The organism is Hydrogenophaga sp. GW101-3F08 (assembly GCF_059424585.1).
In genome coordinates, this window is the sequence record NZ_JBWKZP010000004.1 from 22,399 (window position 1) to 37,179 (window position 14,781).

The window sequence follows — 14,781 nt, forward strand, 5'->3', positions numbered from 1 at the left end:
GCCAAGCCCACACCGGCAGCGGGCCACCGCCGCCCCTCTGCAGGAGTTTCGACATGCGCTACAGGTCTCAATCGGTTGCCTACTGGTATTTCGCCGTGGCCATGGTGTTGTTCGGGTTGCAGCTGGTGTTTGGCCTGCTGTCGGCCGCCAAATACCTCGGGCCCGATCCGCTGCTCAACATCCTGCCCTTCGATGTGACCAAGGTGATCCACACCAACCTGCTGATCGTGTGGGTGCTCACTGGCTTCATGGGCGCCACCTACTGGATGGTGCCCGACGAATCGCGCACCGAGCTCTACAGCACCCGGCTCGCCTATGTGCAGCTGATCCTGTGGACCCTGATGGGCGTGACCGCCGTGGTGGGTTATCTGTTTCGCTACGGCACCGGCAACAAGCTGCTGGAGCAGCCCCTGCCGCACAAGATCGTGATCGTGATCTGCATGCTGATCTTTCTCTACAACATCGGCATGACGATCTGGCGCTCCAGGCGCTTCACCACCACGGAGGGCGTACTTGTGCTCGGCCTCGGCCTGGCCGCGCTGCTGTACCTGCCCGCGCTGCTGGAGTACGAGAACTACACGGTCTCCATCTACTACCGCTGGTGGACGATCCACCTCTGGGTGGAGGGCGTGTGGGTGATGATCCAGGGCGGCTTCCTGGCCTACCTGTTGATCCGCTTGTCCGGCGCCGACCGGGAGGTCATGGAGAAGTGGCTGTATGTGATCGTGGGTCTGGTCTTCATTGCTGGCATCCTGGGCACGGCGCACCACTATTACTGGGTGGGCGTGCCGTCGTACTGGTTGCCCATCGGTGGCATCTTCAGCGCGCTGGAGCCCGCGGCGCTGGTGGGCATGGCGATGTTCGCGTATTCGGCCATGCGCCGCGCGGGCCTGTCGCACCCCAACACGCTGGCCCTGCACTGGACCATCGGCAGCGCGGTGTTCACCCTGTTCGGGGCCGGCCTGCTGGGCCTGGCGCACACGTTCCCTGACGTCAACAAATGGACCCACGGCACGCTGATCACTGCCATGCACGGGCACGCCGCTTTCTACGGCGCCTACGCCATGATCGTGCTGGCCATGATCACCTACGCGCTGCCAGCGATGACGCCGGGGCGCAGCGAACAAGGCAGCAGCCTCGGCTACTGGGCGTTCTGGATGCAGGTCGGCGGCATGTTCGGCATGACGCTGTCGTTTGCCACCGCCGGCATCGCGCAGGTCTATCTGGAGCGCATCATGGGCATGGGCTATCTCGACGCCCAGCTGAAGATACAGGTGCACTTCGTCATGCTGATCGCCACCGGCTCGCTGTTCGCGACCGGCGTGGGGCTGTTCATCTACGACTTCTTCCGCCATGCACCCCGCTTCGACCTCGACAAGGAGGCCAGGGCAACAGGCGCTCCCACCGCCGGGACGGTCTTGCCCACCACGTGAGTACCGCCATGACCGCCGCGCTGCTCCACACCGTTGACCCGCTGGACCGGTCAGAACCATCGACCGGCAGCGAGCCGTATTACCTGCCATCGGGCGCCGAGGTGGCCATCTTCGAGCACTGCCATGCCTTGCGGCTGGCCGTGATGCTCAAGGGCCCCACCGGGTGTGGCAAGACGCGTTTTGTCGAACACATGGCCTGGAAGCTCAAGCGCCCCCTGGTCACGATCTCCTGCCACGACGACCTGAGCGCGAGCGATCTGATCGGCCGCTTCCTGATCCGCAACGACGGCACAGCCTGGCAGGACGGGCCCCTGACCCGCGCTGTGCGCGAGGGCGCCATCTGCTACCTCGACGAAGTGGTCGAAGCCCGGCAAGACACCACGGTGGTGCTGCATTCCTTGACCGACCACCGCCGCATGCTGCCGATCGACAAGACCGGCGAGACACTGGTGGCGGCACCCGGCTTTCAGCTGGTCATCTCCTACAACCCGGGCTACCAGCGCATGCTCAAAGACCTCAAGCCCAGCACGCGGCAGCGCTTCGTGGCGCTCGACTTCGACTTCCCTCCCGCTGCGCGTGAGGCGGCCATCATCGAGAGCGAGGCCGGTGCCGACCATGCCACGGCCGTGGCGCTGGTGTCGCTCGGGCAGCGCTTGCGCCAACTGCGCGACCGCGGATTGGCGGAGGTGCCGAGCACCCGCTTGTTGATCGCAGCGGCCGCGCTGGTGGCCAGTGGCGTCCCCACGCGGCAGGCTTGCCACAGCGCCGTGGTGTCGCCGCTGTCGGACGACGAAGCGCTGGTGGGAGCGATGCGCGACCTGGTCGACGCCACCTTCGTCTGATCGAGGAACGCCCCCATGGCCGAAGCCGAGGACGTGATCACTGACGTGGCCCGCCACGCGACCGTTTTCACACAGACCATGTGGCGACGGCATCGGGCCAGGACACCGCCCCGGCCCATGACCCTGCTGGCCGATGTGGCGCCGCGCCTGGGCCTGCTGATCAAGGCGGTGTTCGGCACGGCCTACCGCTTGCGCACGGCGCAAATGCCAGCACGGCCCACCTGGCTCGCCAAGACCTTCCAGCGCAACGGTTTCCCGCAGGCGCGCATGGCGCTGCCGGCCACCGACGGCCAGTGCATCTGGTTGCCGTCTGAAACCGGCCTGACCGACACCACGCTGGCCATGGACCGCTTTCGCACCATGGCCCTGGTACAGGCCATGCGGGCGAGCCGGGGCAGCGCCGCGTGCGTGGACCTCTGTGACTCGCCGCTGGTTCTCGACATCTACCTGCTGCTGGAAGCCATTGCGGCCGACGCGGCGCTGGCCCGCCTGTTGCGCGGCATGTCCAGCTCCTTGAACAGCTGGCGCCGCGCAGCGCTGGCTGCCCGTCCGCCGCTGGCACAGTTCCCCGCAGCGCGCCGCCCTCTGGAGGCCTGGGTGCGCGGCTTGATCGCGCAGCCTTGCGATGGGCCGAATAAGCATGCGCCCATCGATACATCGCCGGAAGAATCGGCCTGCATCGCACATCTTCTTGCGGCCGAGATGGTCCGGGACTTGGCCAGAGCGGGACGCCAGGGCGCCCCGTCCCTGTTCCTGGACGGCTGGACCGGCGCGTTGCGCAAGCCGGGCGATGCCATGGACCCACGCCTTGAAGGCAGCGACCCGATCGGCAACACCGCCGAACGCACGACTCGCAGCGCGCGCCTGGTGCGTCGCCCCGAAGTGCGTGAAGGCGCCGAGCAGGAAGATGACACGGAGCAGGGCGCCTGGATGATCCCGCCCGAAGCACCCCACGAACAGGCCGAGGACCCGTTCGGAATGCAGCGGCCAACCGACCGCGACCAGCATGCGGCGGCCGACGAGTTCGCCGACCTGGTCTCCGATCTCGCCCAGGCGCGGCTGGTCTGGACGCCGGACCAGGCCCCGGAGGTATTGCTGTCCGACGACCCGCCCACGGTACATCCCCGTCACACCAAGGCCGCCGCGTCCGACGCGCCCCAGGCGTTCTGCTACCCAGAGTGGGATTGCCGGATCGAGGCCTACCGCCACCCCGGCGCCACGGTGCGGGTGCTGGCAGCACCGGTCGGAACGCAGCAGTGGGTGGACGACACCCTGGCCGAGCATCGCCCGGTGCTCGGCGCCATACGCCAGCGTTTCGCGGCACTGCGCCCCCAGCGCACGCTGCGGCGCCGCCAGACAGACGGCGACGACATCGACCTGGAGGCCTGCGTCGAAGGCCTGGCGAACATGCGCGCCGGTTGGCCGATGACCCAGGACCTGTATTGCTCGCAACAGCGGTCCCGGCGGAACATGGCGATCCTGCTACTCATTGATGTCAGCGGATCCACCGATGGCTGGATCTCGAACCGCCGCAGGGTCATCGACGTCGAGCGCGAAGCCTTGCTGCTCGTGTGCATCGCCCTCGGGGCGATGGGCGAGCCCTTCGCGGTGCAGGCCTTCTCGGGCAATGGGCCCAATGCGGTAAGCGTGTGGGACATCAAGCGCTTCGAGGAGTCATACAGCCCCGCCGTGGCGCTGCGCATCGCGGCGCTGGAGCCCGACCAGTACACGCGGGCGGGCACCGCCCTGCGCCACGCCAGCGCCGCGCTCATGCGCGAAAGCGCCACGCACCGGCTGCTGCTGCTGTTGTCCGATGGCAAACCGAACGACAGCGACGTCTATGAAGGCCGCTACGGCATCGAAGACACCCGCCAGGCCGTGACCGAAGCGAAGCTGCAGGGCATCTCGCCGTTTTGCCTGGCCGTGGACCGGCAGGCCACCAGCTACCTGTCCACCGTGTTTGGTGCCCACCAGTACGCGCTGCTGCCGACGCCGGACGCACTGCCGACTGCGTTGCTGGACTGGATGCAGCGGCTGGTGAAGAGGTAGCCAGAAAAACAAAAAGGGTTAGCAGATACGTACCTGCTAACCCTTGTGCTGACTGGCGGAGTGGACGGGGCTCGAACCCGCGACCCCCGGCGTGACAGGCCGGTATTCTAACCAACTGAACTACCACTCCGCAGTGGTGCAGCTTTTGCCTGAGGCTTTCGCTTCAGGCCAAGTGCCACAAACTTGGCGACCCTACGGGGATTCGAACCCCGGTACTCACCGTGAAAGGGTGATGTCCTAGGCCTCTAGACGATAGGGTCAAAACCTTGGAACTAACCGAACTTCGCATTGTATCAGCGCCTTTAACAAGTACCGACACAAGCTTCACAAATTGTGGTGGAGGTAAGCGGGATCGAACCGCTGACCTCTTGCATGCCATGCAAGCGCTCTCCCAGCTGAGCTATACCCCCACAGTGTTTGTTGATTCACGCTTCGCATGTCACCGCTTGGTGTGAATCAGCAAGCCTCAAATTATAGGACATTTTTCAGCGATTTTGAAGCCGCGTCAAAACTGTTTGTTGATTTTGCAATTCGAGCACCGCGTCGAGCGACGGCGTCTGCGCCGTGCCCATCACCAGCACGCGCACCGGCATCGCCAGTTGCGGCATCTTGATGCCATGGGCGGTGATGGTTTCCTTGATGGCCGCCGAGATACTGGCCTTGTTCCAGGCACTGGCGGCGAGCTTCTCGGACAGCGTGGCCAGCGCGGGCTGAATGGCGGGCGTGACGTGTTGCGCACGCTCTTCGGCGCTGGGCGCAACGTCGGCGTAAAACGCGGCGGCCCAGCCGGCCAGCGCCACCGTGGTGTCGCAGCGGTCCTTGAACAGACCGCAGATGGCGGCCAGGCGCTCATCGGCGGTGATGCCGCGCTTGAGCAGTTGCTCGGCCACCAGCGGCGCCAACGCGGCATCGTCCATGGCCTTCAGGTGCTGGGCGTTGACCCAGCGCAGCTTGGCTTCGTCGAACTGGGCGGCGCTGCGGCCCAGGTGGTCCAGGTTGAACCATTCGAGGAACTGCGCGCGGCTGAAGATTTCGTCGTCGCCATGGCTCCAGCCCAGGCGCGCGAGGTAGTTCACCATCGCATCGGGCAGATAGCCTTCGTCGCGGTATTGCGTGACCGGCTTGGCGCCGTTGCGCTTGCTCATCTTCTCGCCCTGCTCGTTGAGCACGGTGGGCAGGTGGGCATAGACCGGCGGCTCCTTGCCGAGCGCGCGGAAGATGTTGATCTGGCGCGGCGTGTTGTTCACGTGGTCGTCGCCACGGATCACGTGGGTGATCGCCATGTCGATGTCGTCCACGACCACACAGAAGTTGTAGGTGGGCGTGCCGTCGGGCCGCGCGATCACCAGGTCGTCGAGTTCGTCGTTGCGGATCTCGATCAACCCTTTGACCTTGTCGTCCCAGGCCACCACGCCACCTTGCGGGTTCTTGAAGCGCAGCACCGGCTTCACGCCCTCGGGGATGGCAGGCAGCACCTTGCCCGGCTCGGGGCGCCAGGTGCCGTCGTAGCGTGGCTTCTCCTTGTTGGCCATCTGGCGCTCGCGCAAGGCATCGAGCTCGGCCATGCTCATGTAGCAGGGATAGACATGGCCCGCGGCCACCATCTCGGCCAGCACCGTTTTGTAGCGGTCCATGCGCTGCATCTGGTAGAACGGCCCTTCGTCGTGGTCCAGGCCCAGCCACTTCATGCCTTCGATGATCACGTCCACCGCGGCCTGCGAGGAACGTTCGAGGTCGGTGTCTTCGATGCGCAGCACGAAAACGCCGCCGGTGGCGCGGGCGAAGGCCCAGGGGTACAGGGCCGAGCGGATGTTGCCCAGGTGGATGAAGCCGGTGGGCGAGGGAGCAAAGCGGGTACGGACGGTCATGTGAGGGATCGCAAAAATCAGAGGCTGGAGAGACCGCGGTCCAGGTCGGCGCGGATGTCGTCCAGGTGTTCGAGGCCGACGGCCACGCGGATCAGTCCCTGGCCGATGCCGGCGGCCTGGCGCTGCGCCTCGGACAGCTTGCCATGCGAGGTGCTGGCGGGGTGGGTGCACAGGGTCTTGGTATCGCCCAGGTTCGTGCACAGCGAGAGCACCTGCATCTGGTCCAGCACGTGGAAGGCGCGCTGGCGCGCCTGCTCGGGGCTGGCGGCTTTCACATCGAAGGACAGCACCGCGCCGCCGATTCCGTTCATCTGGCGCATAGCCAATGCGTGCTGGGGATGGCTGGCCAGGCCGGGGTAGTACACCCGGGCCACCGCGGGATGCGCTTCCAGCCACTGAGCCAAAGCCAAGGTCTGCGCGCTCTGGGCTTTCATGCGAAGGTCCAGTGTCTCCAGGCCCTTGAGCACCACCCAGGCGTTGAAGGGCGAGAGCACCATGCCGGAGTTCTTCTGCACCGGCAGGAACTTGTCGCGCACCATGGCGGCGCTGGCGCACAGGGCGCCCGCCATCACGCGGCCCTGCCCGTCCAGGTATTTGGTGCCGGAGTGCATGACGATGTCAGCCCCGAAATCCACCGGCCGTTGAAGGGCGGGCGAAGCGAAGCAGTTGTCCACGGCCAGCAGCGCGCCTGCGCCGTGAGCAAGGTCGGCCAGGGCCTGGATGTCGCACACCTCGCCCAGCGGGTTGGTGGGCGTTTCGGCGAACAGCAGCCGGGTACTGGGCCGCATGGCCGCGCGCCAGGCGGCCAGATCGGTTTGCGGCACCACCGAGGTTTCCACGCCGAAGCGGCCGAACTCGGAGCCGACCAGCTTGAGCGTGGATCCGAACATGGACTGCGAAATGATGACGTGGTCGCCCGCCTTGAGCAGGCTGAAGCACATCAGCATGACCGCGGCCATGCCCGAGGCGGTGGCCATGCAGGCCTCGGCACCTTCCATGGCGGCCAGGCGCATCTCGAAGCTGGTGACCGTCGGGTTGCCAGAGCGGCCGTAGGTGTAACCGTCGTCTTCACCAGCAAAGCGGCGTGCGGAGTCTTCGGCGGACGGCTGCACATAGCCGCTGGTCAGGTACAGGGCCTCGGAGTTCTCGCCGTACTGGCTGCGCTCGGTCGCCAGCCGCACCGCCAGGGTTTCGCGGTGCAGGGCGTCAGCGGATTTCGCGTTCGATGACATAACGGATCAGGCGGTCTGCGCGTTGGGCAGCGCCAGGCGCGAGGTGTCTTCCTCGCCTTCTTCGGTCTGGTCGCGCCCGGCGTTCAGGCGCGCGATGTCTTCGAGCGTGATGTCTCCGGTGACGTACACGCCGTCAAAACAGGACGCATCGAAACCGGCGAGTTTGGGGTTGAGCGAGCCAATGGCCAGCTTCATGGCGTCCACGTCCTGGTAGATCAGCGCATCGCAACCAATGCTCAGGCGCACCTCTTCGACCGTGCGGTTGTGCGCCACGAGTTCGTCGGGCGTGGGCATGTCGATGCCATAGACGTTGGGGTAACGCACCGGTGGCGCGGCACTGGCCAGGTAGACCTTGCGGGCCCCGGCGTCGCGCGCCATCTGCACGATTTCGCGGCTGGTGGTGCCGCGCACGATGGAGTCGTCCACCAGCAGCACGTTGCGGCCCTTGAATTCACTGGCGATCACGTTGAGCTTCTGGCGCACCGACTTCTTGCGCACGCCCTGCCCCGGCATGATGAAGGTGCGGCCCACGTAGCGGTTTTTCACGAAACCCTCGCGGTACGGCAGACCGAGCAACTGGGCCAGCTCCATCGCGCTGGGTCGCGACGATTCGGGGATCGGGATGACCACGTCGATCTCGTTCGGCGGCACGGTGGAGACCACGCGTTTGGCCAGGGTTTCGCCGAGGTTCAGACGCGCCTGGTAGACCGAGATGCCGTCGAGCACGGAGTCGGGACGGGCCAGGTAGACGAACTCAAAAATGCAGGGGTTGTGGCTGACCTTGTCGGCGCACTGCTGGAACTGCATGTTGCCCTCCAGGTCCACGAACAGCGCCTCACCGGGCATCACATCGCGGTCCAGCTCGAAACCGTTGCCTTCGAGGGTGACGGATTCGCTCGCCACCATCACGCCGGCGTCGCTGTGGCCCACGCAGAGCGGGCGGATGCCGTAGGGGTCGCGAAACGCCACCAGGCCATGGCCGGCGATGAGCGCCACCACCGCATAGGAGCCGCGCACGCGCTGGTGCACGCCGCGCACCGCCGCAAACACGTCGGCCGGCTTGAGGGTGATGCCGCGCGTGACTTTTTCCAGCTCGTGCGCCAGCACGTTGAGCAGCACCTCGGAGTCGCTCTCGGTGTTGATGTGGCGGTGATCGGCCTGAAACAGTTCCTGCTTGAGCGCGTGGGCGTTGGTCAGGTTGCCGTTGTGCACCAGCACCAGGCCAAACGGCGCGTTCACGTAGAAAGGCTGCGCCTCTTCTTCGGAGTAGGCGTTGCCGGCGGTCGGGTAACGCACCTGGCCCAGGCCGCAGTTGCCCGGCAGCGCACGCATGTTGCGGGTGCGGAACACGTCGCGCACCATGCCCTTGGCCTTGTGCATGAAAAACTTGCGGCCCTGTTGGGTCACGATGCCGGCCGCGTCCTGGCCCCGGTGCTGCAGCAGCAGCAACGCGTCATAAATCAATTGGTTGACCGGCGCTTTGCTCACCACGCCCACGATTCCACACATGTTCGGATCCTTACGGAAAAAGACAAAAACCCTACGTCAGGTAGCGCGACAGCGCCTCGGGCAGCAAGGGCTTGAGCGCGTGCAGCGTGTCGGTGAGCGTGTCCGCCACCACCGACTCCCGCCACCAGTCCTGCGTCTGCAGGGACGTCATGCTCACCACCACCGTCACACCCAGCAATATCACCAAACCGCGGACCAGGCCAAAGGCCCCGCCCAGAATCCGGTCCACGGGCCGCAGGCCCACGGACTCCACCAATTTCTTCACCAGCCACGCCACCAGTCCACCGGCAAACGCCGCGACCAGAAACACCACCACGAAACCCGCGGCCAGCCGCACCGGCGGCGACGCGCCCTCCATGGGCAGCCAGGCCCCCACCTCGGCGGCATAAGCCTGCGCCAGCACGAACGCCACCACCCAGCCGGCCACCGACAGCACCTCGTAGACCAGCCCGCGCCACAACCCCAGCAACGCCGACAACAACAACACGGCCAACAGGGCCCAGTCCAACCAACTCATCGGCATCAGATCCTGGCCGGACCGGCGGCGTTCCTCACAGGGTCAGCACGGCGGCGGGCAGCCCCAGCGCCTTCACGCGCGACGCCGCCTTTTCAGCCTCGGATTTGCTGGCAAAAGGGCCCAGACGCACACGGATGCGCTTGCCATCGGACGTTTCGGCCACATGGGTGTAGGTCTTGAGCCCGGCGCGCTCCAGTTTCAAACGCACTTCACGCGCCCGCACCGCATCGGCAAAAGCGCCCACCTGCACCACGGCGCGCACGGCCGCAGGGCTGGTGGCTTTGTCTTCAGGCAACGCTCGCGCCCGGTCGGCTTCGGCAGACTTGGCAGGAGCGGCGGCCGGCGCCGACGGTTTGGCCTCGGGCTGCGGCTTTTCAAGAGGGGTGGGATCTGCCTTGGCGGGCTCGGTCTTGGCCTGGGGCGATTTGTCGGCTTCCGGCGTCGCGGCCGGATCGGAGCGCGTCGGCTCCACGATCTCTTCGCGCGCCCCCAGGCTTTCGCCGGTGGACAGCGCGGCGGTTTCAACGGGCGCCGGTGCGGGCTTGGGCTCGGTCTTGCTGCTGGTGGCCGCCTTGGGGGCCGGCAGCGCCGGGGCCGGGTTTCTGGCGGGAATTTCGATCGGAATGTCCACCGAGATCGGGCGCGGCTGGGTGTCGAACAGCAGCGGAAAGCCCAGCACGCCCAGCAACACCAGCACGCTGGCACCGATCAGGCGATGGCGCGCACGGCGCCGCACAGCCTCGATGCTCTGCGGCGGGGGTGTTGTTGGATTGCCCTGGGAGCCTGAACGGGAAGTGATCATTCGGGGTGGACCAATGCGCCATCAATGCCTGGCGGGGAGCGCGACACGGCATTCGCGCTGTGTGGGAGGCTTCAGGAAGCCAGGTGTTTTGCAGACATTCGCGGGACGCCGTCCTGCAAAACACCACCCACGGTGAAGAACGAACCGAAGACCACGATTCTATCAGCGGGGTCCGCCGCCGACACCGCGGCGCGCAAGGCGTCCATCGGGCTGGCGTGGACGCCCGCCACCCGGCTTTTCCCGCCGGGCGCGGTGGCCGGCGAGGCCTCCAGCAACTCGGCCAGCGCCCGGCCCGTGCTGGCCCGGGGCAGCGGCAGGTCGGTCACATGCCAGCGGTCGATCAACGGTGCGATGCGTTCCAGCATGGCGCCCAGGTCCTTGTCGGCCATGGCGCCGAACACGGCATGGGTGGTCGGGTAATAGCCCATGGCATCGAGGTTTTCGGCCAGCGCCGCCACGGAATGCGGGTTGTGGGCCACGTCCAGCACCAGTGTGGGCGTGCCGGGCACGATCTGGAAACGCCCGGGCAGCTCCACCATGGCCAGCCCGTTGCGCACGGCCTGGGCCGTGACCGGCAGGCGCGGGCGCAGGGCCTCGATGGCCGCCAGCACGCCCGAGGCGTTGACCAACTGGTTGGCGCCGCGCAGCGCCGGGTAGGCCAGGCCGCCGTAACGCCGGCCACCGTGGGACGGGTGCATGGCCCAGCCCCATTGCTGCTGGTCGCCGGCGAAATGGAAGTCCTTGCCCAGGCGCCACAGCTCAGCGCCCACTTCCAGCGCCCGATCCAGCACGCTTTGCGGCGGCACCGGATCGCTCACCACCACCGGACGGCCGGTGCGCATGATGCCGGCCTTCTCGTAACCGATGGCTTCGCGGTCCGCGCCCAGGATGGCCATGTGGTCCAGCGCGATGCAGGTGATCACGGCGCAGTCGGCGTCCAGAATGTTCACGGCGTCCAGCCGACCGCCCAGACCCACTTCCAGAATCACCACCTCCAGCCCGCTGCGCGACAAGGTCCGCAGGATCGCCAGCGTGGTGAATTCGAAATAACTCAGGCTGATTTCATCGCCGCCGCCCTGCCCCAGCCGGGCCACCTCCACCTCGGCGAACGCGGGCAACAGCGCGTCGGCGGCCACCGCCTGGCCCTGGATGCGGCAACGCTCCTCGAAGTGCACCAGGTGCGGCGAGGTGTAGACACCGGTGCGGTAGCCCGCTTCGCCGTAAATGGCTTCGAGCATGGCGCAGGTGGAGCCCTTGCCGTTGGTGCCCGCCACGGTGATCACCGGGCAGTCCATCGCCAGCCCCATGCGCTGCGCCACGCGCTGCACGCGGTCCAGGCCCATGTCGATGGTGACGGGGTGCAGGCGCTCGCAGTGCGCGAGCCAGTCTTCAAGCGTTTTCATAGAGTCCGGCATTGTCGCGCACCGGCGGGCTCAGCGCCTCAGGTCGCGAAGCGGTCGGTGGCTTCGATCAGGCGCGTGAGGATGCCGGGTTCGTTGAACGCGTGCCCGGCGTCTGGCACCAGGTGGAATTCGGCCTGCGGCCAGGCCCGGTGCAGCGCCCAGGCCGTGCGGGCGGGGGTGCAGACGTCGTAACGGCCCTGCACGATCACGCCGGGAATAGCGGCCAGTTTGCCGGCGTCGCGGATGAGCTGGCCCTCGTCCATCCAGCCGTCGTGTACGAAATAGTGGTTTTCGATGCGCGCGAAGGCCAGCGAAAACGTGTCGTTCGAATGTTTGGCGGTGTTGGCCTCATCGGGCAGCAGGCGGATCGTCTGCCCTTCCCACAGGCTCCAGGCGCGCGCGCAGGCCAGTTGTTCGCCCGGGTCCGCCCCGGTCAGACGCCGGCGGTAGGCGCCGATCAGGTCGCCGCGCTCGGCCTCGGGAATCGGCGCCACAAAACCTTCCCACAGATCCGGGAACAGCCACGAAGCGCCCTCCTGGTAGTACCAGAGCAGCTCCTCGCGCCGCAGCGTGAAGATGCCGCGCACGATCAGCGCCGACACACGCTCGGTGTGCGTCTGCGCATAGGCCAGCGCCAGCGTGCTGCCCCAGGAACCGCCAAACACCAGCCAGCGGTCCACGCCCAGCATCTCGCGCAGGCGCTCCATGTCGGCCACCAGGTGCCAGGTGGTGTTGTTCTCCAGCGAGGCGGCGGGCAGGGAACGCCCGCAACCGCGCTGGTCAAACAGCAGCACGCAATAGCGCTCGGGATCGAACAGCCGGCGGTGATCGGCCGAACAGCCCGAGCCCGGCCCGCCATGCAGGAACACTGCCGGTTTTCCCTTCGGGTTGCCACACAGCTCCCAATAGACCGAGTGGCCGTCGCCGGTGTCGAGCACGCCGGTCTGAAACGGTTCGATGGGCGGATAAAAGTCGCGCTGGGCCATGGTGATCTCTTCCGGTTTGGCCGCGCCTGCCGAGAGACGCGTGCCAGAATTCAAGGATGACCACACTCTACGGCATCCCCAACTGCGACACCGTCAAGAAGGCCCGCGCCTGGCTGGCGGAACACGGCGTCCAGCACACGTTCCACGACTTCAAGAAACAGGGCGTTCCCGAGGCCGACCTCGACCGCTGGCTGGCCTCAGCGGGTTGGGAAAAGCTCGTCAACCGCAAGGGCACGACCTGGCGCGGGCTGGACGATGCCACGCGCAACGCGGTGGTGGACAACGCCAGCGCCAACGCCTTGTTGATGGCCCACGCCAGCGTGATCAAGCGTCCGGTGGTGGTGTGGGCGGACGGTGCCATCACCGTCGGCTTCGACGCTGCCGACTGGCAACACCGCGCCTGACTGGCCCCACCCGCCTAAAATTGCGGTTTCGCCTCCACTTTTCACACTTCTCCTCCCCATGAGCACCACCCAGATCAGCGGCGTCACCGTCAACACCCAGGCCAGCGTGTACTTCGATGGCAAATGCGTCAGCCACGGAATCACCTTCCCGGACGGCACCAAGAAGTCGGTCGGTGTGGTGCTGCCCGCCACGCTCACCTTCAACACCGGCGCGCCCGAGATCATGGAATGTGTGGCCGGCGGCTGTGAATACAAACTGGCCGGCACCGACGCCTGGCTCAAATCGGCTCCCGGCGACAAGTTCAGCATTCCCGGCAACAGCAGCTTCGACATCCGCGTGACGGAACCCTACCACTACATCTGCCACTTCGGCTGAGCACACACATGGCCACCATTCTTCAAAACCTGCCCACGCAACAAAAGGTCGGCATCGCCTTCTCCGGCGGCCTCGACACCTCCGCCGCCCTCCTGTGGATGAAGCAGAAGGGCGCGATCCCCTACGCCTACACCGCCAACCTGGGCCAGCCCGACGAGCCGGACTACGACGAGATCCCGCGCAAGGCCATGCAGTACGGCGCCGAAAAAGCGCGCCTGATCGACTGCCGCACCCAGCTGGCCCACGAAGGCATTGCCGCGCTGCAGTGCGGCGCCTTCCACATCAGCACCGCGGGTGTGACCTACTTCAACACCACGCCGCTGGGCCGCGCCGTGACCGGCACCATGCTGGTGGCCGCGATGAAGGAAGACGACGTCCACATCTGGGGCGACGGCAGCACCTACAAGGGCAACGACATCGAGCGCTTCTACCGCTACGGCCTGCTGACCAACCCCAGCCTGAAGATCTACAAGCCCTGGCTGGACCAGCTGTTCATCGACGAACTGGGTGGCCGCGCCGAGATGAGCGCCTTCATGACGGCCAACGGCTTCGGCTACAAGATGAGCGCCGAAAAGGCCTACTCCACCGACAGCAACATGCTGGGCGCCACGCACGAGGCGAAAGACCTGGAGCACCTGAACAGCGGCATCACCATCGTCAACCCCATCATGGGCGTGGCGTTCTGGAAAGACGAGGTCGAGGTCAAGCGCGAAACCGTGACGGTGCGTTTCGAAGAAGGCCAGCCCGTCGCGCTGAACGGCAAGACCTTTGACAGCCCGGTGGAGCTGATCCTGGAAGCCAACCGCATCGGCGGCCGCCACGGCCTGGGCATGAGCGACCAGATCGAAAACCGCATCATCGAAGCCAAGAGCCGCGGCATCTACGAAGCCCCGGGCCTGGCGCTGCTGCACATCGCCTACGAGCGGCTGGTGACCGGCATCCACAACGAAGACACGATCGAGCAGTACCGCATCAACGGTCTGAAGCTCGGCCGCCTGCTCTACCAGGGCCGCTGGTTCGATCCGCAGGCGATCATGCTGCGCGAGACCGCCCAGCGCTGGGTGGCACGCGCCATCACCGGCGAGGTGACGGTCGAACTGCGCCGCGGCAACGACTACTCGATCATGAACACCGAGAGCCCGAACCTGACCTACGCGCCGGAACGTCTGTCGATGGAAAAGGTGGAGGACGCGCCGTTCACGCCGCTGGACCGCATCGGGCAGCTGACCATGCGCAACCTCGACATCACCGACACGCGCGCCAAGCTCGGCATCTACGCCAAGACCGGCCTGCTGTCGCTGGGCGAAGGCTCGCAGATGCTCAAGATCGAAGGCGAGTGATTTCCCGCTCGCCGCGTTTC

The 14,781-nt window shown here is 66.3% G+C and carries 13 protein-coding genes and 3 tRNA genes; 6 read left to right on the forward strand and 10 right to left on the reverse strand.

What is annotated here, in order from left to right; all coding sequences use genetic code 11:
• Positions 1 to 53: 53 nt before the first annotated feature.
• Genes AC07YZ_RS12185 through AC07YZ_RS12195 form a run of 3 tightly spaced genes read left to right on the forward strand, consistent with a single transcriptional unit; the run spans position 54 to position 4,324 of the window.
• A complete protein-coding gene (locus tag AC07YZ_RS12185) occupies positions 54 to 1,433 on the forward strand; it encodes a cbb3-type cytochrome c oxidase subunit I (RefSeq protein ID WP_494794924.1) in 1,380 nt (459 codons plus the stop codon).
• Between the two features lie 8 nt (positions 1,434 to 1,441).
• Positions 1,442 to 2,275 (forward strand): CbbQ/NirQ/NorQ/GpvN family protein, encoded by an 834-nt coding sequence (locus AC07YZ_RS12190; protein ID WP_494794925.1) that lies wholly within the window; start codon positions 1,442 to 1,444, stop codon positions 2,273 to 2,275.
• A 15-nt stretch (positions 2,276 to 2,290) separates the two neighbouring features.
• The gene (locus AC07YZ_RS12195; protein WP_494794926.1) at positions 2,291 to 4,324 is read left to right on the forward strand and encodes a nitric oxide reductase activation protein NorD; all 2,034 of its coding nucleotides are present in this window, start codon (positions 2,291 to 2,293) and stop codon (positions 4,322 to 4,324) included.
• Between the two features lie 53 nt (positions 4,325 to 4,377).
• On the opposite strand, the gene AC07YZ_RS12200 is transcribed toward AC07YZ_RS12195, so the two are convergent.
• From AC07YZ_RS12200 to pip, 10 genes are all read right to left on the reverse strand, one after another.
• Positions 4,378 to 4,454, reverse strand: a tRNA-Asp gene (locus AC07YZ_RS12200).
• A 54-nt stretch (positions 4,455 to 4,508) separates the two neighbouring features.
• Positions 4,509 to 4,584, reverse strand: a tRNA-Glu gene (locus AC07YZ_RS12205).
• 74 nt (positions 4,585 to 4,658) lie between these two features.
• Positions 4,659 to 4,734, reverse strand: a tRNA-Ala gene (locus AC07YZ_RS12210).
• Positions 4,735 to 4,809: 75 nt separating this feature from the next.
• Positions 4,810 to 6,192: a glutamate--tRNA ligase gene (gene gltX / locus AC07YZ_RS12215; protein WP_494794927.1), complete on the reverse strand. Its 1,383-nt coding sequence runs from the start codon at positions 6,190 to 6,192 to the stop codon at positions 4,810 to 4,812.
• Positions 6,193 to 6,209: 17 nt separating this feature from the next.
• Entirely contained in the window at positions 6,210 to 7,424 is a 1,215-nt protein-coding gene (locus AC07YZ_RS12220) for an O-succinylhomoserine sulfhydrylase (RefSeq protein WP_494794928.1), read from the reverse strand.
• Between the two features lie 6 nt (positions 7,425 to 7,430).
• Positions 7,431 to 8,933 carry an amidophosphoribosyltransferase gene (purF, locus tag AC07YZ_RS12225; RefSeq protein WP_226492183.1) on the reverse strand — a complete coding sequence of 501 codons (1,503 nt, stop codon included), beginning with the start codon at positions 8,931 to 8,933 and terminating at the stop codon, positions 7,431 to 7,433.
• A 31-nt stretch (positions 8,934 to 8,964) separates the two neighbouring features.
• On the reverse strand, positions 8,965 to 9,450 hold the full coding sequence (locus AC07YZ_RS12230; RefSeq protein WP_494794929.1) for a CvpA family protein: 486 nt from the start codon (positions 9,448 to 9,450) through the stop codon (positions 8,965 to 8,967).
• A gap of 34 nt (positions 9,451 to 9,484) precedes the next feature.
• Entirely contained in the window at positions 9,485 to 10,252 is a 768-nt protein-coding gene (locus AC07YZ_RS12235; protein WP_494794930.1) for an SPOR domain-containing protein, read from the reverse strand.
• A 71-nt stretch (positions 10,253 to 10,323) separates the two neighbouring features.
• Entirely contained in the window at positions 10,324 to 11,667 is a 1,344-nt protein-coding gene (folC, locus tag AC07YZ_RS12240) for a bifunctional tetrahydrofolate synthase/dihydrofolate synthase (protein ID WP_494794931.1), read from the reverse strand.
• Positions 11,668 to 11,693: 26 nt separating this feature from the next.
• Entirely contained in the window at positions 11,694 to 12,641 is a 948-nt protein-coding gene (gene pip / locus AC07YZ_RS12245; RefSeq protein WP_494794932.1) for a prolyl aminopeptidase, read from the reverse strand.
• A gap of 56 nt (positions 12,642 to 12,697) precedes the next feature.
• Here pip and AC07YZ_RS12250 point away from each other — a divergent pair, with 56 nt between their 5' ends.
• Genes AC07YZ_RS12250 through argG form a run of 3 tightly spaced genes read left to right on the forward strand, consistent with a single transcriptional unit; the run spans position 12,698 to position 14,761 of the window.
• A complete protein-coding gene (locus tag AC07YZ_RS12250; protein WP_226492178.1) occupies positions 12,698 to 13,045 on the forward strand; it encodes an ArsC family reductase in 348 nt (115 codons plus the stop codon).
• Positions 13,046 to 13,103: 58 nt separating this feature from the next.
• A complete protein-coding gene (gene ppnP, locus AC07YZ_RS12255; RefSeq protein WP_226492177.1) occupies positions 13,104 to 13,421 on the forward strand; it encodes a pyrimidine/purine nucleoside phosphorylase in 318 nt (105 codons plus the stop codon).
• An 8-nt stretch (positions 13,422 to 13,429) separates the two neighbouring features.
• The gene (argG, locus tag AC07YZ_RS12260) at positions 13,430 to 14,761 is read left to right on the forward strand and encodes an argininosuccinate synthase (protein ID WP_226492176.1); all 1,332 of its coding nucleotides are present in this window, start codon (positions 13,430 to 13,432) and stop codon (positions 14,759 to 14,761) included.
• Positions 14,762 to 14,781 lie beyond the last annotated feature (20 nt).